Origin of the sequence: Pseudodesulfovibrio sp. 5S69 (genome assembly GCF_037094465.1) — a bacterium.
In the GTDB taxonomy this organism is placed as follows: domain Bacteria; phylum Desulfobacterota; class Desulfovibrionia; order Desulfovibrionales; family Desulfovibrionaceae; genus Pseudodesulfovibrio; species Pseudodesulfovibrio methanolicus.
In genome coordinates this window covers 323781-344278 of record NZ_CP146609.1, presented here as the reverse complement: position 1 = coordinate 344278, position 20498 = coordinate 323781, and the positions used below count along the sequence as shown (strand labels likewise).

General features: G+C 63.2%; 18 protein-coding genes. 5 read left to right on the top strand and 13 right to left on the bottom strand.

All coding sequences use genetic code 11. The annotated features are described in order from the left end of the window. Positions 1-94 precede the first annotated feature (94 nt). Both V8V93_RS01605 and V8V93_RS01600 read left to right on the top strand, forming a co-directional pair. The gene (locus V8V93_RS01605; protein ID WP_338668621.1) at positions 95-1258 is read left to right on the top strand and encodes a glycosyltransferase family protein; all 1164 of its coding nucleotides are present in this window, start codon (positions 95-97) and stop codon (positions 1256-1258) included. Next, the gene (locus V8V93_RS01600; RefSeq protein ID WP_338668620.1) at positions 1258-2529 is read left to right on the top strand and encodes a glycosyltransferase; all 1272 of its coding nucleotides are present in this window, start codon (positions 1258-1260) and stop codon (positions 2527-2529) included. The genes V8V93_RS01605 and V8V93_RS01600 overlap by 1 nt, the downstream gene beginning before the upstream one ends. Before the next feature lie 474 nt (positions 2530-3003). Here the strand turns inward: V8V93_RS01600 and metW are convergent, their stop codons facing one another. The 8 genes from metW to V8V93_RS01560 all read right to left on the bottom strand — a co-directional run bounded on the left by metW (position 3004) and on the right by V8V93_RS01560 (position 9292). Next, complete coding sequence (metW, locus tag V8V93_RS01595) at positions 3004-3606, bottom strand: methionine biosynthesis protein MetW (RefSeq protein ID WP_338668619.1); 603 nt, start codon at positions 3604-3606, stop codon at positions 3004-3006. Continuing rightward, entirely contained in the window at positions 3603-4784 is a 1182-nt protein-coding gene (gene metX, locus V8V93_RS01590; protein WP_338668618.1) for a homoserine O-acetyltransferase MetX, read from the bottom strand. The genes metW and metX overlap by 4 nt, the downstream gene beginning before the upstream one ends. 87 nt (positions 4785-4871) lie before the next feature. After that, the gene (locus V8V93_RS01585; protein ID WP_338668617.1) at positions 4872-5282 is read right to left on the bottom strand and encodes a MarR family winged helix-turn-helix transcriptional regulator; all 411 of its coding nucleotides are present in this window, start codon (positions 5280-5282) and stop codon (positions 4872-4874) included. A gap of 11 nt (positions 5283-5293) precedes the next feature. Beyond that, entirely contained in the window at positions 5294-6019 is a 726-nt protein-coding gene (locus tag V8V93_RS01580) for a sulfite exporter TauE/SafE family protein (protein ID WP_338668616.1), read from the bottom strand. A gap of 124 nt (positions 6020-6143) precedes the next feature. After that, on the bottom strand, positions 6144-6542 hold the full coding sequence (locus V8V93_RS01575; protein WP_338668615.1) for a rhodanese-like domain-containing protein: 399 nt from the start codon (positions 6540-6542) through the stop codon (positions 6144-6146). A gap of 3 nt (positions 6543-6545) precedes the next feature. Then, the gene (locus V8V93_RS01570) at positions 6546-7946 is read right to left on the bottom strand and encodes a mechanosensitive ion channel family protein (RefSeq protein ID WP_338668614.1); all 1401 of its coding nucleotides are present in this window, start codon (positions 7944-7946) and stop codon (positions 6546-6548) included. Positions 7947-7971: 25 nt separating this feature from the next. Then, positions 7972-8835 carry a UbiA-like polyprenyltransferase gene (locus tag V8V93_RS01565; protein ID WP_338670221.1) on the bottom strand — a complete coding sequence of 288 codons (864 nt, stop codon included), beginning with the start codon at positions 8833-8835 and terminating at the stop codon, positions 7972-7974. Between the two features lie 13 nt (positions 8836-8848). Beyond that, entirely contained in the window at positions 8849-9292 is a 444-nt protein-coding gene (locus tag V8V93_RS01560; protein WP_338668613.1) for a DMT family transporter, read from the bottom strand. A 214-nt stretch (positions 9293-9506) separates the two neighbouring features. Here V8V93_RS01560 and V8V93_RS01555 point away from each other — a divergent pair, with 214 nt between their 5' ends. Continuing rightward, complete coding sequence (locus V8V93_RS01555) at positions 9507-9857, top strand: TraR/DksA family transcriptional regulator (protein WP_338668612.1); 351 nt, start codon at positions 9507-9509, stop codon at positions 9855-9857. A gap of 51 nt (positions 9858-9908) precedes the next feature. After that, entirely contained in the window at positions 9909-12338 is a 2430-nt protein-coding gene (locus V8V93_RS01550) for a glycosyltransferase (RefSeq protein ID WP_338668611.1), read from the top strand. 1153 nt (positions 12339-13491) lie between these two features. Here V8V93_RS01550 and V8V93_RS01545 read toward each other — a convergent pair. The 5 genes from V8V93_RS01545 to nikA are packed head-to-tail and all read right to left on the bottom strand — an operon-like array spanning position 13492 to position 18636. Further along, a complete protein-coding gene (locus V8V93_RS01545) occupies positions 13492-14346 on the bottom strand; it encodes an ABC transporter ATP-binding protein (RefSeq protein ID WP_338668610.1) in 855 nt (284 codons plus the stop codon). Then, positions 14343-15212: an ABC transporter ATP-binding protein gene (locus tag V8V93_RS01540; protein ID WP_338668609.1), complete on the bottom strand. Its 870-nt coding sequence runs from the start codon at positions 15210-15212 to the stop codon at positions 14343-14345. Before V8V93_RS01540 ends, V8V93_RS01545 begins: the two co-directional genes overlap by 4 nt. Beyond that, the gene (gene nikC / locus V8V93_RS01535) at positions 15212-16105 is read right to left on the bottom strand and encodes a nickel ABC transporter permease subunit NikC (RefSeq protein ID WP_338668608.1); all 894 of its coding nucleotides are present in this window, start codon (positions 16103-16105) and stop codon (positions 15212-15214) included. Before nikC ends, V8V93_RS01540 begins: the two co-directional genes overlap by 1 nt. Beyond that, positions 16102-17043 (bottom strand): nickel ABC transporter permease subunit NikB, encoded by a 942-nt coding sequence (gene nikB / locus V8V93_RS01530; RefSeq protein WP_338668607.1) that lies wholly within the window; start codon positions 17041-17043, stop codon positions 16102-16104. The genes nikC and nikB overlap by 4 nt, the downstream gene beginning before the upstream one ends. Before the next feature lie 12 nt (positions 17044-17055). Then, on the bottom strand, positions 17056-18636 hold the full coding sequence (gene nikA / locus V8V93_RS01525; RefSeq protein ID WP_338668606.1) for a nickel ABC transporter substrate-binding protein: 1581 nt from the start codon (positions 18634-18636) through the stop codon (positions 17056-17058). A 599-nt stretch (positions 18637-19235) separates the two neighbouring features. On the opposite strand from nikA, the gene V8V93_RS01520 reads away from it, so the two are divergent. Next, on the top strand, positions 19236-20495 hold the full coding sequence (locus V8V93_RS01520) for a [FeFe] hydrogenase, group A (protein WP_338668605.1): 1260 nt from the start codon (positions 19236-19238) through the stop codon (positions 20493-20495). Positions 20496-20498: the final 3 nt, after the last annotated feature.

Sequence of the window (20498 nt, the reverse complement as noted above, 5' to 3'; positions counted from 1 at the left end):
ACCGGTTCTGGACAGAAACCGCGCAAGCCGATAATGTGTGCTTGTTGCCGGAGAAGATGGACTGTCCGGCTTTTTTTGTGACCCGCGGATACCCATGGAATCGAAAGCCTACAACATCCTGATGTATTCCCACGACACCTACGGTCTGGGACACATCCGCCGCACCATGGCCATCGCCAGGAATCTGGTCGGGCCCGAGGTGAACATCCTCATCGTCACCGGGTCGCCCATCGTCGGCCGGTACACCATGCCGCGCGGCATCGACTTCGTGCGCATCCCCGGCATGATCAAGAAGACCAACGTGGTCTACGTGCCCCATTCCATCAAGGTCGATCCCAAGATCGCCATCTCCATCCGGACCAAGATCATCTCGGCCACGGCCAAAAGCTTCAAGCCGGACCTGCTCATCGTGGACAAGGTCCCCACCGGGCTCAAGGGCGAGGTCCTGCCGACCCTGAAGTGGATGCGCAAGCACCTGCCCTGCTCGCGCGTGGTCCTCGGCCTGCGCGACATCCTGGACGACGCCGAGTCCACCCGCGCCGACTGGCAGCGCAAGAAATTTCCCGAGGTCCTGCGCGACCTCTACTCCGAGATCTGGGTCTACGGGGCCAAGTCCATGTACGACCCGATCACCGAGTACGCCTTCCCGGACGACATCGCGGCCAAGACCGTGTTCACCGGCTACATCCCGCGCTTCATCCCGCGCGCCCGCAAGGCCCGGCGCAAGCACAAGCAGGTCATTGTCACCATCGGCGGCGGCGGGGACGGCTACACCGTGCTCGACACCTACCTGAAGATGCTCGAGACCAACGGGACCGTGGACTTCAAGACCCTGATGATCACCGGCCCGTTCCTCTCCCTGGAGCGGCTGGATGAGCTGGCCGACCGCGCCCGCGCCCTCAAGGTCCAGATCAAGCCGTTCGTGCGCAACATGGAAAAGCGCATGGCCAAGTCCGACCTGGTGGTCTCCATGGGCGGCTACAACACCATGTGCGAGATCCTCTCCCTGAAAAAACCCGCCCTGATCATCCCCCGCGACAACCCGCGCCAGGAACAGCTCATCCGGGCCAAGGTGTTCAAGGAACAGGGGCTGTGCGAGTACATCCGCTGGGACGACGTCTCGCCCGAGACCATGCGCGAAAAGATCAACGCCCTGCTCGAAGACCCCACGCCCTACACCTCGGCCCTGGAAACCTTCGCCATGACCGGGCTCAAGGTCATGCGCGAACGGCTGCTCTTTTTCCGCGAGAACTGCTGATGTTCGCACCTTCCGGCAAAAAGACCCTGGGCATGGTGCTCAAGGGGTACCCGCGCATTTCCGAGACCTTCATCTCCAACGAGATCCGCCTGCTCGAAGAGATGGGCTTCACCATCCACATCTACTCCATGCGCGCCCCGCGCGAGAATTTCTCCCACGAGTCCATCAAGCGGATCAAGGCCAAGGTCACCTACCTGCCGGAATCCATGCTCTGGGGGTTGCCCCGGCTCGTCTACCACAACGTGCGCCTGTTCCTGCGCATGCCCGGCCGCTATCGCGAGTGCCTCAAGCTGATGAGGAAGCGGTTCAGGCTCGCGCCCAAGAAGCACACCTGGGTCAAGCACATGCTCCAGGCGGGCTACATCGTCCAGAAGTCGGTTCTCGACGGCGGCGTGAACCTGGCCCACCTGCACGGCCATTTCGCCCATACCCCGACCACCGTGACCATGTACGCCGCCTGCCTGGCCGGTATCCCCTTTTCCTTCACCGCCCACGCCAAGGACATCTACACCCAGGACCCGGAGCGCATCCGTGACAAGGTCGCGCGGGCCAAGTTCGTGGTCACCTGCACCCGGTACAACGAGCGCTACCTGCGCGAGCACGTGGCGAACGGCAACCCCATCCACTGCGTGTACCACGGCATCAACCTCGACCTCTTCTCGCCCAACGGCCGTCCGCCCGAGGCCCGGCCGCCCTACGAGATCCTGACCGTGGCCCGGTTCGTGGAGAAGAAGGGGCTGGACACCGTGCTTGAGGCCCTGGCCGAACTGCGCGCCCAGGGGCTCGACTTCCGCTACACCCTGGTCGGCGAGGGCAAGGCCAAATTCAACCGCAAGATCAGGGACCTCGTCCGCAAGCTTGGCCTGGAGGACGTGACCACCCTGCCCGGAACCATCACCCACGACGAGGTCATCGCGTTGCTGAACCGCGCCGACTGCTTCACCCTGGGCTGCCGCGAGGCCAGGGACGGAGACCGGGACGGCATCCCCAACGTGGTCGCCGAGGCCATGGCCACCGGCGTGCCCGTGGCCGCCACCGACGTCTCCGGCGTGCCCGAACTCGTCACCCACGAACAGACCGGCCTGCTCTGCCCGTCCAACGATCCCGCCGCCCTGGCCGGCATCATCCGCCGCGCCCTGACCGACGACGGCCTGCGCCGGACGATCATCCCCGCCGCCGTCGAACGCGCCCACGCCGTGTTCAACAACAAGGTCCTCATCCGCCAACTCGGCGAAATCTACAAATCCCACGGCGTACCCTGCGGGGAGTAGGGTGCGGGGGATGCCTCCGGCGGCCCCGTCGGGGAAAGTCCTCGCCGGGCGGCGCCTCCGGCGGGCAGGGCGCTGCCCTGCACCCGCTTAAGGCCGAGTGCCTTAAGAATCTCGTATTCGCTTCGCTCAGGGGTGTGCGGACGCGGAAGGCTAAGTTAGATACGCCTTCCGCCGTGTCGGTTGGCGATTTCGGGTAAGGCGTTACATCTTATGTCTTTTCCTTTCATCCACAGTGACAAAACGCCGCCAGGGCTATTTTGCGGGTTACGCCCGCACCTGCCAACGCCCGGCTACTCCCCGCCACACGCGCAACGATCCGCCACCCCGTGTCTCTCCCTTCGCCGCAGGCGACACAAAAAGTTTGGGAGGGTCCAGGGGCAGCGCCCCAGCCGATCGCTGCTGTCCTCGTCCGTAGGGCTTCAAGACTCGCCAACGGCTGGAGGCCAGGAGGCACTTCTCCCGCCCGGTCCGGTGCTATTTGCCTTGGCCGAGCATGAAGATGCCGAAGGTGGCGAAGAGGTTGGGCAGGAAGGTGATGACTTTGCCCAGTTCGTCGTGGTGGTGGGTGGAGATGGCCACCTCCTTGACGATGGGCACGCCCAGGTGCCGGCAGAAGCGGCGGAAGTCGATGATCGGGATGACCCGGATGTTGGGCGTGTTGTACCACTCGTAGGGCAGCTCCTTGGACATGGGCGCGCGTCCGGTGAAGAGCATCTGGAGGCGGTTTTTGTAGTGGGTGAAGTTCGGGAACGAGACCACGCCGAGTCTGCCGACCCGGAGCATTTCGCGGATCAGGGTTTCGGGGTCCAGGACCTGCATCAGGGCCTGGGACAGGATGACGTAGTCGAAGGCGTTGTCCGGGTAGTCCTCGATCTCCTCGTAGATGTCGCCGTGGATGACCGAGAGGCCCTTGGCGATGGCCTGGCCCGCGGCCTCTTCGTCGATCTCGATGCCGGTGCCGAGGATGGACTTCTGCTCGGTCAGGTGGGCCAGCAGCGAGCCGGTGCGGCAGCCGAGGTCCAGCACGCGGCTGCCTGGTTCTATCCAGGTGGCGATGACTTGGAGGTCGAATCTCATGCGGGCCCTCCGATGCGGCAGTGCAGGCAGACCTTGTTCAGGAAACCGGAGAGCAGGTCGCTCAGGCGCGTGTTGGGCAGCAGAAAGGCGTCGTGCCCCCACGGGGCCTCGATCTCGCAGAACGAGACGTCCAGGCTGTTCTTCTTCATGGCCTTGACCATGGTCTTGGACTGGTAGGTCGGGTAGAGCCAGTCCGAGGTGAACGAGACCACCAGGTAGCGGCAGGAGGCGCGCGAAAAGGCGGCCACCAGGGAGCCCTCGCCGTACTGGTTCTCCAGGTTGAAATAGTCGGCGGCCTTGGTCAGGTAGAGGAACGAGTTGGCGTCGAACCGGTCCACGAACTTGTTGCCCTGGTAGCGCAGGTAGGACTCCACCTGGAAGTCGGCCTCGAAGTCGAAGGACAGCTCCACGCGGTCCTGGAGCCTGCGGTCGAACTTGTGGCGCATGGACTCGTCGGACAGGTAGGTGATGTGCCCGACCATGCGGGCCACGGCCAGGCCGTGCTCCGGGCGGCCGGATTCGTAGTAGTCGCCGCGGTTCCACTTGGGGTCGGCCATGATCGCCTGGCGGGCGACCTCGTTGAAGGCGATGGCCTGGGCCGAGTGCTTGGTGGTGGTCGCCAGGGGGATGGCCGCGTGGACCCGGTGCGGGTAGCGCACGGACCACTCCAGGACCTGCATGCCGCCCACGGACCCGCCGACCACGGCCAGCAGGGTGTCGATGCCGAAGGAGTCGACCAGGCGGCGCTGGGCGCGGACCATGTCGCCGATGGTCACCACCGGGAAGGACGCGCCGTACGGGCGGCCGGTCCCGGGGTTCTCGGACATGGGCCCGGTGGAACCCATGCACCCGCCGACGACGTTGGAGCAGATGACGAAATATTTATCCGTGTCGATGGGCTTGCCCGGCCCGACCATCAGGTCCCACCAGCCCGGCTTGGGGTCTTCCGGGTCGTAGAACCCGGCCACGTGGGAATCACCCGTCAGGGCGTGGCAGACCAGGATGGCGTTGGTCCTGTCCTTGTTCAGAGTGCCGCAGGTCTCGTAGGCCAGGGTGACCGGCCCGAGGGTGCGCCCGGATTCGAGGACCAGGGGGGCGTCCGCGCCGAAGGTGAAGAATTGCTTCTCCACCAGTCCCACGGACTCGCCGGTCTCGATCTGGTCGATATATTCGCTCATGCGGGAGAAAGTAAGGCAGGCGGCCCGTGCGGTCAATGCCGCCCGCATCGCAATGCGTGATGGGCGGCATGGCCGGAGCGGCCCAGGCTAGAACTGCGCGTTCATGCTCGTCAGGCAGCGCAGGAGCGCCTCGCGGTCCTCGGGCGGGCAGGCGGCCGTCAGCTCCTCGGTCAGGCGCAGGTGCAACCGGTCGTGCTCCTCGAAGAGCGCCCTGCCCTGGCCGGTCAGCTCCACGTTGATGGACCGGCGGTCCGTGTCGTGGGGCACGCGGCGCACGCACTCCTTGTCCTCCAGGCGATCCACCAGCACGGTCAGGGTGCCCGTGGTAATGCCCATGGCCTCGGCCAGCTCCTTCATGCGCATGGCCCCGTGGATGCCGAGCACCTCCAGGGTGTGCATCTGCGGCAGGGTCATGCCCTTTTCGCGGACCACGTCGTGTTCCCAGGACGAGAGCTTTTCGAAAAACTCCACGATGGCGTGGTTGATTCTGTCGACCATGTCCCCTCCCTCTAGATGGACGTGTACAGGCTGTAGGCCCCGAAGGCGATGGTCATGACCCCGGCGGCGCGCATGACCAGGGGCTCGATCCACGACTGGGTCAGGGTGCGCATCAGCCCGGCGGCCTTGTAGATGGCGAAGATGATCGCGCCGAGCGTGATCCCGGTGGTCACGGCGTAGACCCCGAAGACCGCGGTGCCTTTGAGCACGCTGCCCGAGTCCAGCGCGTAGGTGTACATCAGCGCCACGGTCGGGCAGGGCACGATCATGTTCACGAACCCGATGGTGAACAGCCCCCAGACCGTCATGGACCGGGCGGTCGGCTTGCATCCGTGGCCGGGGCAGGCGTGGGCGGCCTCGTGTCCATGGCCATGATCGTGCGAGTGTTCATGGGCATGGTCGTGTCCGTGATCGTGGCTGTGCAGCAGATGCGGCCGGACGATCAGGATCAGCCCCAGGACGAGCAGGACCGCAAAGGTGGCCACGTCCACGTACAGGGTGAAGGACTTGGGGATGGCCAGGGAGACCGACCCCAGCGTCAGCCCGATGAGCAGGCAGGCCAGGGTGGTCCCGGCAATGAACGACAGGGTCAGGGCCAGGACCCGCCCGCCGCGCTTCTCGCCGTACACGAACGGGGCCAGAACCAGCCAGGAATGTCCGCACGGATTGACCCCGTGCACCAGCCCGAGCAACACGCTCGACTGCAGGGCCACCCAGAATATGGAATCGAAGTGCATGATCCGTCCAATTGGTTTGAAAGGAGTATTATTTGACTTTCAAACTTTCTAAACGGGATGTAGTTTGATTGTCAAGCTACTTTTACGGGCCATGAAAGGGGGCTCTATTTCAGCAGGATAGCGGTCACCCGCCGGAGATGGTCCCACCACCGAAGAGCTTCCAGGCGGCCATGCCGCCGGTCAGATTGCGCACGTGGGTGTAGCCGCCTTTCTGCATCTGGCGGACCGTGGGCGGGGAGCGGTGCCCGGTCATGCAGATGACGACCACGGGGCTGTCCGGGTCGGGCGCGGCCTGGGCCAGCTCGTTCAGGCCGGCCGGGTACGGCACGTTGACCGCGCCGGGGATGTGGAACAGCTCGTATTCGCCGGGTGTGCGCACGTCGATGAGGATCGGGGGGTCGCTCTTTTTCAGGGCCGCCCGCAGGGACCACGGGGACATGGGGCGCACGCCCGCCAGCCACCAGCACACGTCCCACAGGGCGAACAGGGCGACGACGATGAGGATGGCGGTCAGGGTGCGCATGGGCTATTCCTCGGGGTTTGTCGGGGGCTCGTCCGAGGGGGCGGGCGGGACTTCGGACGGGGCTTCGGACGAAACTTCGGGCGCGCCGCCCCGGTCCACGGTCACGGCCAGGGACGAGCCGGGTTTGAGGAGCACGTCACGCTGCGGGAACGGGAACTCGATGCCGTTTTCGTGGAAGGAATTCCAGATCCGCCGAAGCACGTCGCTCTTGATGTTGGAGACCCCGTCGCTGGCGTCCGCGATCCAGGCGCGCAACTCCAGGTTGACCGAGCTGTCCCCGAACTCCATGAGCAGGGCACGCGGCTCGGGCGAGGTCAGGATGCGTTTCAAATCCCTGGTGGACTCCTCCATGAGCTTCAAGGCCTTGTCCACGTCGGACCCGTACGAGATGCCCACCGGGATGCGCAGCCGCACGTCCGTGTCCGAGTACGTCCAGTTGATGACCTCGTTGGTCACGAACTGCTCGTTGGGGATGAGATATTCCTTGCCGTCGCGGGTCTTGACCGAGGAGAAGCGGCCGAACACCCCGCTGACCACGCCGAACACGCCGCCCACCTCGATGGTGTCGCCCGGCTTGATGGACCGGTCCATGAGCAGGATGATCCCGGCCACATAGTTGGAGATGATCGTCTGCAGGCCGAAACCGATGCCCACGCCGAGCGCGCTGGAGAAGATGGCCAGGCTGGTCAGGTCGATGCCCACGCTGGACATGGCCATGAGGATGGCCACGGTGAACAGGATCACCTTGACCGTTTTGCCGAGCAGGACCTGGACCGAGGGCGAGACGTCGCGCATGTGCCCGATGCGGGTGACCGCGAACTTGGAAAGCATGACCGCGGCCTGGAGCAGGATGACGGCCAGGATCAGTCCCTTGAGCGCGCCCAGGGCCGTAAAGGTGGTGCTCCCCATGGAGAACGACAGGTTCTGCAGGAAATTGGTGAACGGGGTGAGCAGGCCGAGCATGTGCAGGCCGACGAAGACCCAGACCACGGTGGCCGTGCTCCGGGCCAGCCCCTTGTTGGACATGGTCAGGGCCAGCAGGCGGATGGCGATGCCCGCCACGGTCAGTTGGCTGAGCGCGTCCAGGACCCACGGCCGGTAGTTCAGGAACTCGAAGACCCCGGCCCCGATCTGGGCCAGCAGGATGAACAGGAACAGCCCGCCGGTCTGGATGAGGACATAGAGCGCGCCCCGGCCCAGCGGGTTCTGCACGTGGGCGTAGCGCCAGCGCTCCAGGCGGGGCCGGACCACGCGCCACACGGCCAGGGAGATCAGCAGGGCCGCCAACGCGCAGAGCCACTGGGCCGCTGTGCGCCAGGTCAGCACGTTGGTCCGGAGCCAGTCCTCCAGAAACAGGAGAATCTCCGAAATTTTGGCCATGATCGGCGTGAGCTGCTCTTCCATATGGGAAACCTCGATGAACAGACTATCAGCCCGTAACGGCCAGATCAATGACCGTGGCCACGAACAGGACCACGGAGATAATCCCGTTCATGGTGAAGAAGGCCACGTTCACCCGGCTCATGTCGTCCGCCTTGACCAGCAGGTGTTCGGCCATCAGGGTCACGCCCAGGAGCGCCGCCACCGTGAAGTAGACCGGCCCCAGGTTCGCGGCCCAGCCCGCCAGCAGGAAGAAGGCGGCGGCCACGGCGTGGCTCAGGGTCGAGATGCCCAGGGCCGCCGGGATGCCCAGCCGGGCCGGGATGGACCACAGCCCGCGCTCGCGGTCGAAGTCGGCGTCCTGGCTGGCGTACAGCAGATCGAACCCGGCCACCCACAGGGTCACGCCGCAGAAGAGCAGGACCGAGGGCAGGGAAATGGACGGGGTCACGCAGATCCAGCCAGCCACCGGGGCCAGGCCCAGGACCGAGCCGAGCACGAAGTGGCACCAGTAGGTGAACCGCTTGCAGAAGCTGTAGGACGCGGCCATGGCCAGGGCCACGGGCGAGAGCAGCAGGCACAGCGGATTCATCAGCGCGCAGGCGATCACGAAGACCACGGCCGTGGCCGCGATGAAGGCCAGGGTGAACCGGGTGGACAGTTCGCCCGTGACAAGTTCGCGATTCTGCGTGCGCGGGTTCTCGCGGTCGATGTCCAGGTCGGCGTAGCGGTTGAAGGCCATGGCGAACGAGCGCACGGCCACCATGGCCACGGTCAGCACGATCATGTTGTACAGCCCCGGCCACCCGCGGGCGGCCAGGAACGCGCCCATATAGGCGAAGGGCAGGGCGAAGACCGAATGCTCGATCTTGACCATCCGGCAGACGGTGACCAAGTCCTTGGCGAAACTCATCATTCTCTCTCGGTTAGTATTTATTGACCAGAACAGCCCCGGCCACCAACAGGCATATCCCGAAGACGCGGGGCCAGGATACCGTATGCACCTGATACCCGACCACGCCGAAGTGGTCCAGCGCCAGGGCGGCGATGAGTTGGCCGGCCAGCAGCCAGGCCATCATGCTCGTGGCCCCGATCTTCCCGGCCAGAATGATGGTCGCGAAGACGAAAAACGCCCCCAGCGCCCCGCCCGTCCAGGCCCAGGACGGGGCCGAGGCGGCCATGCCGAGCGTGGGCATGGGCGTGCGCGAGACCAGCAGGTAGCCCAGCAGGGCCAGGGTGCCCACGCCGAAGGAGACCGCCGCCGCCCAGACCGGGTCGCCCAGGGACCCGCGCAACCGCAGGTTGATGCCTGCCTGCACCGGCATCATTGCCCCGGCCGCCAGGGCGAACAGCACATACATCCATTTCATCGGAAGGCTCCTTTCATATGTCTGGACTTTTTCAAGAGTTATTCAAAACAGCTTTCACATCCAGCCTGAATGGTACCGGCCTTTGCCCGGGGAGTCCACGATTTCGAACGGTTGGATTGCACGGAAATGTCGAAAGCCTGTCACCAAAGCGCCACCCATGCCCGGCCCGGAGGGAATAGGAAGGATCAACTCATACTCAATCGGAGGAGGTATCATGACCAGGAACCAGATCAGGGAAATCAGGTCCCACCTCATGCAGGGCCTGCACAGCATCAACGGCCAATTGAACGGCGGGATCACCGCCCTCGAGAACTGCCCCGACGACACCGATTTCGCTTCCCAGCTCGCCCAGCACGGCCTTTCCGTGGCCATGCAGCGCCGCCGGGTGGCCCGCATCCGCGAGATGGAGGCGGCCCTCAAGCGCCTCTCCCATTCCGACTACGGCATCTGCGAGGAATGCGGCGAGGAGATCGGGATGGCCCGGCTCATGGCCAACCCCTCGGCCCGCCTCTGCGTGCACTGCCAGTCCGCCGAGGACGACGGACTCAACCGGCGCTGCGCCTAGGCCGCCGAACGACTTACCCGCGGCGGCCCGCCCGCCGCAACGGAGACACCCATGGCTGACCCCCTGTTCAAGGTGGACATGCATGTTCACTCACGGTTTTCCACGCGCCCGTCGCAGTGGATTCTGCAGAAGATCGGCTGCCCCGAGAGCTTTACCGAGCCGCGACGCCTCTACGACATCGCGCTGAAAAAGGGCATGGACATGGTCACCATCACCGACCACAATACCATCGCCGGGGCGCTCGAGATAGCCCACCTGCCGAACACCTTCGTCAGCGAGGAGATCACCACCTACTTTCCCGAAGACCGCTGCAAGCTCCACGTGCTCGCCTACGACATCACCGAGGCCCAGCATGAGGACATCCAGCGCTGCCGCGAAAACGTCTTCGACCTCGTCCCCTATCTCCGAGAGCAGCGCATCGTCCACGTCCTGGCCCACCCGCTCTTCGCGGTCAACGACCGGCTCACCCCGGCGCACTTCGAACAGGCCCTGCTGCTGTTCAACACCCTGGAAGAGAACGGCACCCGCGACGCCCGCCAGAACAGGACCCTGCGCGACATCGTCGCCCGGCTCACCCCGTTGGACATCGACCGGCTGGCCAACATCCACAACATCGAACCCTACGGCGACGAGCCGTGGGAAAAGGGCATCACCGGCGGCTCCGACGACCACTCCTCCCTGAACATCGCGCGCATGCACACCGTGTTCCCGGGCCAGCCTACCCTGAACAACGTCCTGACCGGCCTGGCCGAGCGCACCTCCCGACCCGCCGGAAGCCCGGCCACCCCCCGGACCATGGCCCACAACCTCTACGGCATCGCCTACCAGTTCTACCGCTCGCGCACCGGCTCTCTTTCGCCCGAGGTCTCCGAACACCTCTGCTTCCGCTTCATCAAGGCCGCGCTGCACCCCGGCGAGGAACCCAAACAGACCCTGTCCACCCTGCTCCAGCGCATCATCGGCCGCGGCAAGGCCACCCTGCACCGCGAATACGGCCCCACCGACTCGGTCCAGGGGCTGCTCCTCAAGGAGGCCGCCGACATCATCGCCCACGACCCGACGCTCCTGCGCATCGCCCGGGGCAAGGTCGACGACGTCATCACCCTGGAACGCGAATGGGCCCGCTTCGTCTCCCTGGCCGCCAACCGCGTACTCGCCCAGTTCGCGGACCGGACCCTCAACTCGGTGCTCGGCGCTAACCTCTTCGACGTCTTCCACTCCATCGGCTCGGCCGGCTCCCTGTACACACTGCTCGCCCCCTACTTCGTGGGCTACGACCTCTTCTCCACCGAACGGGCCTTCTCCAACCAGTGCCTCGACCGTTTCCGCAAACGGGGCGCCCGCACCAGCGACGACCTCAAGATCGCCCACTTCACCGACACCTTCGACGAGATCAACGGCGTGGCCCGGACCATTCGCCAGCAGCTCAAGATGGTCGCCCGCCACGGCAAGGACATGACCGTGATCACCTGCGGCGCCAGGGCCGACGTGCCCGGGGCGGTCTCCTTCGAGCCCGTGGGCCGCTTCGACATCCCGGAATATCCAGAAATCTCGCTGGCCTACCCGCCGTTTCTCGACATGCTCACCCACTGCTTCGAACAGGAATACGACTGCATCCTGGCCGCCACCCCCGGCCCGGTCGGCCTGGCCGCCCTGGCCATCTCCAAGATTCTGAAACTTCCCTTCCACGGCACCTACCATACCGCCTTCCCCGAATACGTCGGGGCCTTCACCGAAGACGCGGGCCTGGAAGACGGCTGCTGGCGCTACATGTCCTGGTTCTACAACCAGATGCAGGTTATCTACGCGCCCAGCGAGGCGACCAAGTTCGAACTCATCGACCGCGGCATCGACCCCGGCAAGATCGTCACCTACCCGCGCGGCGTGGACACCGAACGGTTCCACCCAGCCAAGCGCAACGGCTTCTTCAACAAGTTCGACATCGGCGGGGGCACCAAGCTCCTCTACGTGGGCCGCGTGTCCAAGGAAAAGGGGCTGGACACCCTGACCGAGGCCTTCCGCAAGGCCGCACGCATGCGCGACGCCATCCAGCTCATCGTGGTCGGCGACGGTCCCTACCTGGCCGAGATGCAGCGCGCCCTGCGCTCCACCCCGGCCACCTTCACCGGCGTGCTCAAAGGCGAAGCCCTGGCCCAGGCCTACGCCAGCGCCGACCTGTTCGTCTTTCCCTCGGCCACCGACACCTTCGGCAACGTGGTCCTCGAAGCCCAGGCCTCGGGACTGCCCGTCATCGTCACTGACAAGGGCGGCCCGGCCGAAAACGTCCTGCCCAACGAAACCGGCCTTATCGTGCCCGCGGGCGACCCCGACTCCCTGCTCCGCGCCATCCTCCACATGGTCGATACCCCGGAACGCATCCAGTACATGCGCCGCAAGGCCCGCTCCCACGTGGAGAACCGGACCTTCGACGCCACCTTTTTGAAGACCTGGGAGATATTCGGCGACCACGTGGCCGCTTAGAAGATGCCTTCGGCGGCTGGGACGCTGCCCCAGACCCCGCCAACGAACCTTTTGAAAAAGGTTCGTTGGAATCTCCAAAACTTTTTGTGTCGCCTGCGGCGAAGGTGTGGGCGCGGGGTGGCGGAGTGTTGCGCGTGGGGAGGGAGGAGCTTGGTTGGACGGTAACTAACGCCGCTGGCAAGCGTGGACATACCCCATCATGACGCCCTGGCGACGTTTTGTTCCTGTGGATGAAATAAAAACTCTTAAGGCGTTACGCCTTTCCCCCAAAAAACCAGCTAGTTCGGGTAGAAAAAACGGCGTGCCCCTTTCTGCAAAGAAGCACGCCGTAAAATCCGTTTTTCTACCCGAAATCGCCAACCGGCACGGCGGAAGGCGTTCGGTCTCGCCCTTCAGCGTCCGACGCCCCTGAGCGAAGCGAATACGGGATTCTTAAAAGTACCCACCACGTTTCTGAAAAGCCGCCCCCTGCCGTGTTTTTCAATCATGGCAGAGGGTTACTTTTGGGCGATTTATGGTGATACCAGATGTTCTTCGATGATTTCGGAAATGATTTAACACATTTCTTCACACACGCAGAATAAAAAATACACTTTAATTTCAAATAATTATAGTGGTCATTTCAACCCATGTCAACTCCGTACGGCCTTGTCCTGTTTATGTGGCGCAGATCATCTCGATCTTGGGCAGTCGTTAACGGCGTGAAAGGCCGGAAACAATCAACCGAAAGGTCGCTTATCTACGTTGTTTTAAGGGGTTAAAAACTTCATATTCACCACAAAAATCATAGTTGCCGTTGCAAATGACACTTGGGCGACACGTAAATTCTTACTGAGGGCAGACAAGTTGAGCCAATTTAATCTTCACAATCCCTTAAGGGCATTCAAGAGGGCGTGGGTTCGATTCCCTCCAGCTCCACCAATATGAATTTAAAGGCTTAGAAGGTTTTCCTTCCAAGCCTTTTTTTGTGGGGTATGTAAAATAATACAAATGGAATCGTTAGGATGGAGGGTGACCTTGAGGGGGATAGTCGGGAGTGAGCCCTCTTAATCTCTTTCGTTTGTTGGTTTAAGCAGTCATTTATTCATGCCGGAAGACTCGATTGTTGGGGCATTGAACTCTCGGTCACAATGTGGCCCCACTTCTCTTCTCTTTACGCCGGCACGGCGGGAAGCATGGCGGAGGCGAGTTCTCGAATATCCCCCGGGAGAGTTTGTTTTCCTTGGTCGTTTGCCAGGTCTTCTATGTCAAAGGGAACTAAGCGGCCTTGCTCCATGGTTACGGAGCGGTCGCAGAAAAGTTTGACCAAGCGAAGGTCGTGGGTGACGAACAGGTAGGCGACCTTATCTTCCCGGCGCAGGCGATCCAAGAGGTCCAGGATTTTGGCCTGGACGAGCATGTCCAGGCTGGACAGCGCTTCGTCCAGAATGATGCAGCGCGGGCGAGGGGCCAGGGCGCGGGCGATGGAGATACGTTGGAGCTGGCCGCCGCTGAAACGGGCGGGGTGTTTGGCTGCGTCCTCCGGGGACAGGCCCACGTGGACCAGCAACTCGGCCACGCGCTCGGTGAGCGGAGCGCCCTTGAGGTTTTCAAAATTGCGCAGGGGCTCGGCGATGATGTCGCCCGCGGTCAGCCTGGGGTTGACCGAACCCAGGGCGTCCTGAAACACCACCTGTACGGCCCGCCGTTGATCCCGGTCCAGGCGCACGCGGCCCTTTTCGTCAGTGGTCCTGCGGCCGAGGATACAGGCTTCGCCGCTGGTGGGCGTTTCCAGAGCCAGCAGAATGCGGCCGAGCGTGCTTTTGCCCGAGCCGCTCCGGCCGATCAGCCCCACACATTCTCCGGCCCGGATGGCCAGGTCCACGCCATGGAGCACGGCCACCTCTTCAGCTTTTTTGAAAAAGCCGCCACGGGAATAGGTCTTGGTTATGCTCCGCGCCTCCAGGACGCATTCGGCGGTCTGGTCCCGTACAATGGGGCGGGGCGCCGTGTCGGACTTGATGCTCATTGCAGGCTCCTTGGGGGAACGGTTGGTTGCAGGGCCGGATCGGGCCGCCGCTCGGGGGGCGTCATGCCGTAGAGGCGGTAATGGGCCGCCAGCAGGGCGGTGGTGTACTCGTGCGCCGGGGCCTGGAAAATGTCCCTGACCGGGCCGCGTTCCACGATGACGCCGTCGTGCATGACCAGCATGTCCGTGGCCAGCCGGGCGATGACCGACAGGTCGTGCGTCACCAGGAGCACGCCGATGTCGCGTTGCCGCACCAGGGTTTCCACCAGGTCCAGGATGCGCGACTGGGAAACCGCGTCCAGGTCCGTGGTGGCCTCGTCCGCAATGAGAAAGTTCACGTCCAGGGCCAGAGCCAGGGCGATCATCACCCGTTGCAGCATGCCGCCGCTCATCTGAAATGGATAGAGCGGGAGAATGGTCTCGGGGGCCGGGAATCCCACCTCGGCCAGTTCGGCCTGCCAACGGTCCGGGGTGTTCTCCCGATTGGGCACGCCGTGCGCGGCCAGGGTCTCGCGGAAGTGGCTCTTTATGGTAAAGACCGGGTCAAAGCAGCTCATGGGGTTTTGCAGGATCATGGCCGCATGTCCGAAACGGGCCTTGCGGATGCGCGAGGAGGGGCCTTTGAGCGGCATGTGCTCCCTGTCCAGGGCGATGACTCCGTCCGAGGCCAGCTCGTGGGGGAGCAGACCCATGACCGCCTGACAGGTCAGGGATTTGCCGCTGCCGCTTTCGCCCACCAGACCGGTAACCCGTCCCTTGTGGGCGTCGAAATCCACGCCCTGGACCAGGAGCTTGGCCCCGGATGCGATACACAGTCGGCGTACGGACAAGTAGGCGTCGGGATTGGTTTCGCCGGTGCAGGACATTACAATCCCTCCGTGATGGCGGCCATCCGGGCCGGTTCGGCCAGGGTGTCCTCTGGCGACGAGGATGTCTGGGTGTGCGGGTCGAGCGCATCGCGCAGCCCGTCGCCCAGGATGTTGAAGGCCATGACCGTCAGGAAGATGGCCAGCCCCGGGTACAGGATCAGTTCGGGATGGGTCCAGACGAATTGGCGGCCGTCGGCGATCATCACCCCCCATTCGGGCGTGGGCGGGGTGATGCCCAGGCCGAGGAAGGAGAGGCCGGAAACGTGCATCATCATGTGGCCGATGTCCAAAGTGGCCAGGATGGCCAGCTGGGCGAAGACCGGGGGCAGCACGTGGCGCAACACGGTCATGAACCGTCCCGTGCCCGCCACCCGCGCGGCCAGGACGTATTCCCGGTTTTTGAGCGACAGCACGAAGCTGCGGATAATGCGGGCGTACCATGCCCAATGGGTCAGGGAGATGGCCAGAATGACGTTGACGATCCCTGTCCCCAACACCCCGATCATGAACATGGCCAGGATGAACGTGGGGAAGGTCAGGAACACGTCGCAGATGCGCATCAAGATCGAGTCCACCGTACCGCCCATATACCCCGCGGTGGCGCCGACGGTGAAGCCGAGCACCAGGATGAGGCCTGCGATGACGGCCACGCAGCCGAGCGAGGTCCGGGCGCCGTAGATCAAGCGCGAAGCCACGTCCCGGCCCAGATGATCGCAGCCGAGCGGGTGGGCCATACTCGGCGGGGCGAACTTGAGTTCCAGGGTCACCTCGTCCGGGTCATAGGGCGAAAGCACCGGGGCCAGCGCCGCGGACAGGACCAGCAGCAGAATCAGGAGTCCGGCCAGGATCAGGATGCCGTGGCGCAACAAGCGGTTGGATTGCATGTTCATTGATCATCCCCCTGCATCCGGATGCGCGGATCGAGCCAGGCGTAGCCGATGTCCACCGCCAGGTTCATGAGCACGAAGATGGTGGTCATGATGAGGATGAAGCACTGCATGACCGGGTAGTCGCGGTTGTAGATGGCCGAGACGGCGTAGCGTCCCACTCCGGGCCAGGCAAAGATGGATTCGGCGATGACGGCCCCGCCGAAGAGCTCCCCGGCGTGCATGCCGATGGCCGTTATGACCGGGATGAGCGAGTTGGTCAGCACATGGCGTCCCACCACCACGGATTCGGACAGCCCCCGCGCACGGGCATAGAGCACGTAGCGCGAGTGCATGTTGTCCAGCATGGTCGATCGGATCAGCCGGGTGTTGATGCACAGGCTCATGCAGGACATTGTCAGGATGGGCAGGATCATGTGTGAGAACCCGCCCTTGCCCAGGGGCGGCAGCCAGTGCAGCTTGATGGAGAAGATCCAGATCAGGACAAAGCCCAGGAAGAAGTTGGGGATGGAGACCCCGAAGAAGCTCAGCCCCCGGGTCATGTGGTCGGGCAGCCGATCCTTTTTCAGCGCCGAGATCATGCCCAGCGGCAGGCTCAGCAGCAGGGTCAGGGCCAGGGAGTACCCGGCCAGGATCAGGGTGTTCGGCAGATAGTAGAGGATCTCGTCCAGGACCGGTTTCTTGGTCACGTAGGAGATGCCGAAGTCTCCGCGCACGGCCTTGCCGAGCCAGGACACGTATTGCACGGCAAACGGTTTATCCAGCCCCAGCTCGTGCCGGGCCACTTCCAGGGCCTGGTCCGTGGGCGGGATGCTGGAAAGCCGCAGGTAGGCCATGGCCGGGTCCCCATGGCCGAGCCGCAGGATGGTGAACACCACCAGGGACACGGCCAGGAGAATGGGAATCAACAACAGAAGTCGTTTCAGGATATATCGAGTCATGGGCTTTTCGGCCTAGTCTTTGTAGATGGTCTCAAAGGGTATTTCGTCCTTGGTCGGGCCGAAGTGCGCGCCCTTGAGGCCGTCCCGGTAGACCATGATGTTGGTCAGGTAGGTGATCGGCATGTACACGGCGTTTTCGTGCAGCGTACCCAGGATGTACCTGTACAGTTCCTGGCGCTTGGTCTTGTCCACGCTGACCAGAACCTGACCGATGGCCTTGTCGATATCCGCCTTCATGGGCAGACCGAGCTGGGCCTGGTAGTCGGCGTGGGAGGGCACGCGCATGGAACTGACGAAGGAGTGCGGGTCGTAGGGCGCGCCAAAGGTGCTGCCGAAGATCATGCCGAATTCACCGCTCTTCTGCCGGGCCAGGTTGGAGTCTTTTTCCTCGCCCACCAGATTGACCTTGATGCCGACCTTCTTGAGATCGCCCTGCACCACCTCGGCCACGGATTTCATCAAGGTGTCGTTGCCTGCGAAGCACAGGTCCAGGGCCAGTTCCTTGCCGTCCTTGCTGCGGTACTTGGCGCCGTCGGCCAGGACCCAGCCCGCCTTGTCCAGCAGGGCCTCGGCCTTGTCCCGGCTGAAGTCGTAAGGTTTCAGCTTCAGGTCGCAATAAGGGAAGCTCGGGGAGAAGAGCGTGTCGGCCCGCTGTTCCACATCCATGAAGATGTGCTTGACCATGGCGTCCCGGTCCACGGCGTGCAGTATGGCCTTGCGCACCGCAATGTCGTTGGTCGGGAACCGGTTGGTGTTCAGCGCCAAGGCACGGGTGGCCAGGGGCCCGGAGATCTTGGTGACCACGCCCGGTACGTGGCGGTAGTTCTCGAAGCTGTCCAGGCCGATCTGGCCCGATCCATGGCCGGCCCCGCCGTAGATAAGGTCGATCTGGCCGGTCTCGAAGGCAACGACCCGGGCGTTGGTGTCGGGAATGATCTTGATCAGGAGATACTTGGTCTTCGTCTTGTCTCCCCAGTAATCCTCGTTGCGTTCCATCAGGACGTATTCGCTCTTGACCGATTCCACCATCTTCCATGGGCCGGTGCCGATGGGGGCCTTGATGCCCTTGGAAGTATTGCCGCTCTCCGGCATGGCGGCCGGAGACAGGAACCGGACAGGGCGGATCAGGGCCAACTCCTGCAACGCGGGATAATAGGGGTCGTGCAGGGTCAGCTTGACCGTGTATTCATCCAGCACGGTGGCGGGCTCCTTCCCGGCTTCCTTGGCTTTCCACAGTTGGTTGATAAGCTCCAGCCACTGGTGGCGCTCGTGGTTGAACATGATGGCGTCGATATTGCGTTTCACGGCCATGGCGTTGAACGGCTGGCCGTCGGAGAAGCGCACGTCCTTGCGCAGCTTGAAGGTATATTCGCGGCCGTCCGGACTGATGACCCAGGACTCGGCCAGACATGGGGTGACAGTGCCGTCGGCCCGATAGTGCACCAGCGGCTCATAGATCAGGTTCTGGGAGAACATCTGGTTGGGTGAATACAGGTGCGGGTTGAACTCGCCCATGTTGGAGTTCCAGGAATAGACCAGGACATCCTTGCCTTCCGGCGGCGCAGCCAGCGCTCCCGGAAGAGCGGTGAACAACAGGGCTCCGAGCAACGCCGTCAATACCAAAGTCCGCCGAATCCCCACGGCGCAGTCCGCACATCTTCGCATTACAGTCTCTCCCCTCGGGTGTTGGATATGAAATTAAAAAAAGATAGCATTGGGTAACACTAAAATCTGAAACACTCAATATCTACAGATAATAAAATCTATAAGATGCTACTGAGCGATAAGACATTGAGGAGAAGCGGAGCGACGTTGTTGGACCTCTGAGCGTGTTTTCAGGTGGACAGGTACACAGGCTGTTTACGCTTTGACGCCCAGAGCCGGTACCATCTCCAGCCTCCCTCTCGCCGTTGACTGCCGGCTGACACGCGCGGAGCAGCCGTCTTCGACGGCGCTGGTATGCTGCGCGGAGCATGTGAACAGGATTCATGGAAGACCGCTTGACACGAATATCTTTTGTGAAATAGTAACGCTATTGTGTTACTATTATTTAATTCGTGCTAACATCAACCGGTCCGACCGGCATCGAAGTTAGCGGAGGAGGGTATCCGATGTCAGGATGCACACCAAAGTCGGCACCGGCAGTCACGCCGGTGGACTTGTCTTCAATCCACCCCAACAAGGAGGGCACCATGAAACAGATTGAAGGCGTTATGACCCAAACCAACGCACCCAAGGGGATTGACCCGGACAGCCTGTTCTTCGTCCAGGTCGACGCCACCAAGTGCCAGGCTTGCGGTACCTGCGAGGAACACTGCGCCACGGGGGCGATCCAGTCGATCAACGAGGACGGCATCCACCAGGTGGTGGACCCGGCGGCCTGCATGAACTGCGGCCAGTGCCTGGTCAACTGTCCCTACGACGCCATCTACGAGGGCGTATCCTACGTGGATGAAATCTTTGAAAAACTGAAAGATCCGAACACCATCGTGGTGTCCATGCCCGCGCCCGCCGTGCGCTACGGCCTGGGCGAATGCTTCGGCAAACCCACCGGCACCTACGTTGGCGGCCAGATGCATGCGGCCCTGCGCCAGCTCGGCTTCAACTACATCTGGGACAACGAGTTCACTGCCGACGTGACTATCATGGAGGAGGGCACCGAGCTCATCCAGCGGGTCAAGGAACAAGGCCAGAAGGACGCCCGTCCCCTGCCCCAGTTCACCTCCTGCTGCCCCGGCTGGGTCAAGTTCGCCGAAACCTTCTACCCCGACCTGCTGCCGAACATGTCGAGCTGCAAGTCGCCCATCGGCATGCTCGGCCCGCTGGCCAAGACCTACGGCGCCGAAGAGACCCACACTCCGGCCCAGAAGATCTACACGGTCTCCATCATGCCCTGCATCGCCAAGAAATACGAAGGGATGCGTTCGGAGATGGCCGACAGCGGCTTCCGGGACATCGACGCGACCATCGACACCCGCGAACTGGCCTACATGATCAAGACCGCGGGCATCGACTTCAATTCCCTGCCTTCCCAGGGGCCGGACCCGATCCTCGGCGACTCCACCGGTGCGGCGACGATCTTCGGCAACTCCGGCGGCGTCATGGAAGCGGCCCTGCGCCTGGCCTACGAAGTGCTGTCCGGGGAGAAGCTGAACAATCCTAACATCAAGGTCGTGCGCACCCACGAAGGCATCAATACCGCCGACGTGAAAGTGCCCAACTTCGGCACGGTCAAGGTCGCCGTGGCCAGCGGCCTGAAGAACGCGGCCAAACTGTGCGAAGAGGTGCGCGCGGGCAAGTCCCCGTACCACTTCATCGAGATCATGACCTGCCCCGGCGGGTGCGTGAACGGCGGCGGCCAGCCCGTGGACCCCGACATCAGGGCCTCCCTGTTCCGGTCCACCGTGGCCCAGATCAACAAGCGCTTCCGGGCCCGTAGGGTCGGGGCATAAGGA

Excerpts from the sequence above, each read along its gene's own strand:
- V8V93_RS01605 (WP_338668621.1), top strand. The coding sequence starts at position 95 with ATGGAATCGAAAGCCTACAACATCCTGATGTATTCCCACGACACCTAC.
- V8V93_RS01600 (WP_338668620.1), top strand. The coding sequence starts at position 1,258 with ATGTTCGCACCTTCCGGCAAAAAGACCCTGGGCATGGTGCTCAAGGGG.
- metW (WP_338668619.1), bottom strand. The coding sequence starts at position 3,606 with ATGAGATTCGACCTCCAAGTCATCGCCACCTGGATAGAACCAGGCAGC.
- metX (WP_338668618.1), bottom strand. The coding sequence starts at position 4,784 with ATGAGCGAATATATCGACCAGATCGAGACCGGCGAGTCCGTGGGACTG.
- V8V93_RS01585 (WP_338668617.1), bottom strand. The coding sequence starts at position 5,282 with ATGGTCGACAGAATCAACCACGCCATCGTGGAGTTTTTCGAAAAGCTC.
- V8V93_RS01580 (WP_338668616.1), bottom strand. The coding sequence starts at position 6,019 with ATGCACTTCGATTCCATATTCTGGGTGGCCCTGCAGTCGAGCGTGTTG.
- V8V93_RS01575 (WP_338668615.1), bottom strand. The coding sequence starts at position 6,542 with ATGCGCACCCTGACCGCCATCCTCATCGTCGTCGCCCTGTTCGCCCTG.
- V8V93_RS01570 (WP_338668614.1), bottom strand. The coding sequence starts at position 7,946 with ATGGAAGAGCAGCTCACGCCGATCATGGCCAAAATTTCGGAGATTCTC.
- V8V93_RS01565 (WP_338670221.1), bottom strand. The coding sequence starts at position 8,835 with ATGAGTTTCGCCAAGGACTTGGTCACCGTCTGCCGGATGGTCAAGATC.
- V8V93_RS01560 (WP_338668613.1), bottom strand. The coding sequence starts at position 9,292 with ATGAAATGGATGTATGTGCTGTTCGCCCTGGCGGCCGGGGCAATGATG.
- V8V93_RS01555 (WP_338668612.1), top strand. The coding sequence starts at position 9,507 with ATGACCAGGAACCAGATCAGGGAAATCAGGTCCCACCTCATGCAGGGC.
- V8V93_RS01550 (WP_338668611.1), top strand. The coding sequence starts at position 9,909 with ATGGCTGACCCCCTGTTCAAGGTGGACATGCATGTTCACTCACGGTTT.
- V8V93_RS01545 (WP_338668610.1), bottom strand. The coding sequence starts at position 14,346 with ATGAGCATCAAGTCCGACACGGCGCCCCGCCCCATTGTACGGGACCAG.
- V8V93_RS01540 (WP_338668609.1), bottom strand. The coding sequence starts at position 15,212 with ATGTCCTGCACCGGCGAAACCAATCCCGACGCCTACTTGTCCGTACGC.
- nikC (WP_338668608.1), bottom strand. The coding sequence starts at position 16,105 with ATGAACATGCAATCCAACCGCTTGTTGCGCCACGGCATCCTGATCCTG.
- nikB (WP_338668607.1), bottom strand. The coding sequence starts at position 17,043 with ATGACTCGATATATCCTGAAACGACTTCTGTTGTTGATTCCCATTCTC.
- V8V93_RS01520 (WP_338668605.1), top strand. The coding sequence starts at position 19,236 with ATGAAACAGATTGAAGGCGTTATGACCCAAACCAACGCACCCAAGGGG.